The organism is Micromonospora sp. B11E3 (genome assembly GCF_039871625.1).
Taxonomy (GTDB): Bacteria; Actinomycetota; Actinomycetes; order Mycobacteriales; family Micromonosporaceae; genus Micromonospora.
Window position 1 is genome coordinate 1 of record NZ_JBDPMC010000211.1, and the last position, 1,337, is coordinate 1,337.

Below are 1,337 nucleotides of genomic sequence, written 5' to 3' on the forward strand. Positions count from 1 at the left end.
CGCCCACCCCTCCAGCCAGGACGACACCGTGGAGGCGTTCGGGCCGTCCAACGGCCCGGGCGGCCCGGGCGGCCCGAGCAGATCCGTGCCCGCCGGCGAGGCAGGTACCGGCCCGGGCATCGGCGACTGAGGTGCCGGATCCTGTCCGTCCAGTCCGGTCGGAAACGACTGCGTCCCTGGGAACTGGCTGGGCTGGTTACCGCTGGGCTGCGACCACGAGTCGGGCGGGGCCTGCGGCCCGGGCGGAGCCATCGGTTGCGACCCGGGGACGGGTTCCGTGTCCACGGCCGTGGGCAGGCCGACCCACTCCGAATTGAGCAGATCAAGCGGATCAACCAGATCGAGGTCTGGGTCCACCTGCCAGGCCCAGGCGCCGGGGATCCCGCCGTCGTCGGGCTGATTGTCGATGTGCGACCGGCCGGGGTCGGTGGACGTCCCAGCACCGTGGGCGGTCACATCAATGTCGGGATTCGGCCACCCCGGTCCCGCCCACCCCTCCAGCCAGGACGACACCGTGGAGGCGTTCGGGCCGTCCAACGGCCCGGGCGGCCCGGGCGGCCCGAGCAGATCCGTGCCCGCCGGCGAGGCAGGTACCGGCCCGGGCATCGGCGACGTATCCCCGTGGTACCGCCGGGACAGGTCCTCACCCTGCTGCGGGCGGTCCGGTTCGGGGGCAGGGCCCGGCACCGGTGCTTGCCGGGGCGGACCCGGATCGGTCACCCTGTACTGCGCCGCCACGCGACCGTGACCTTCCCGGACCAGCAGCAGCAGACGACGCTCGCGCAATGCCCCGATCCGGCGAATCACCGTCCGCCGCGGTGTGGGGGGGGATGTCGTCGCGGCGAGGTCTGGCCCTGTGGCGGTGATGAGCCCGTCGCCGTCCATACGGCCGATCAGGGCGTTCCACAACTGCCGCAGCTGATCCTGCTGCTTTGTTGTGGTGGCGATGTGGCCGGCGTGCTGGTCGAACAGCGTCCGGGCCCTATCCCGGTCGCTCACCCACTGGCAGCCCTCAGGAGGGGCCGGCAATGCTTGCCGGGGCGGATCCGGATCGGTCATCCTGTACTGCGCCGCCACGCCACCGCGACGTTTCCGGACCAGCAGCAGCAGACCACGCTCGCGCAATGCCCCGATCCATATATTCACCGTCGGCCGCGGTGTGGGGGGGGATGTCGCCGCGGCGAGGGCTCGCTCGCTGACGGTGATGAGTCCGTCGCCATCCGTGTCCATATGGTTGATCAGGGCGTTCCACAACTGCCGCAGCTGATCCGGCTGCTGCGTTATGGCGGCGAGGTGGCCGGCGTGCTGGTCGAACAGCGTCCGGGCCCTATCCGGGT

At 71.6% G+C, this 1,337-nt stretch carries 1 pseudogene; it reads right to left on the minus strand.

The features are described 5' to 3' along the window. Positions 1 to 1,230: pseudogene (locus ABGB16_RS33710) on the minus strand (hypothetical protein); the annotation flags it as partial. Positions 1,231 to 1,337: the final 107 nt, after the last annotated feature.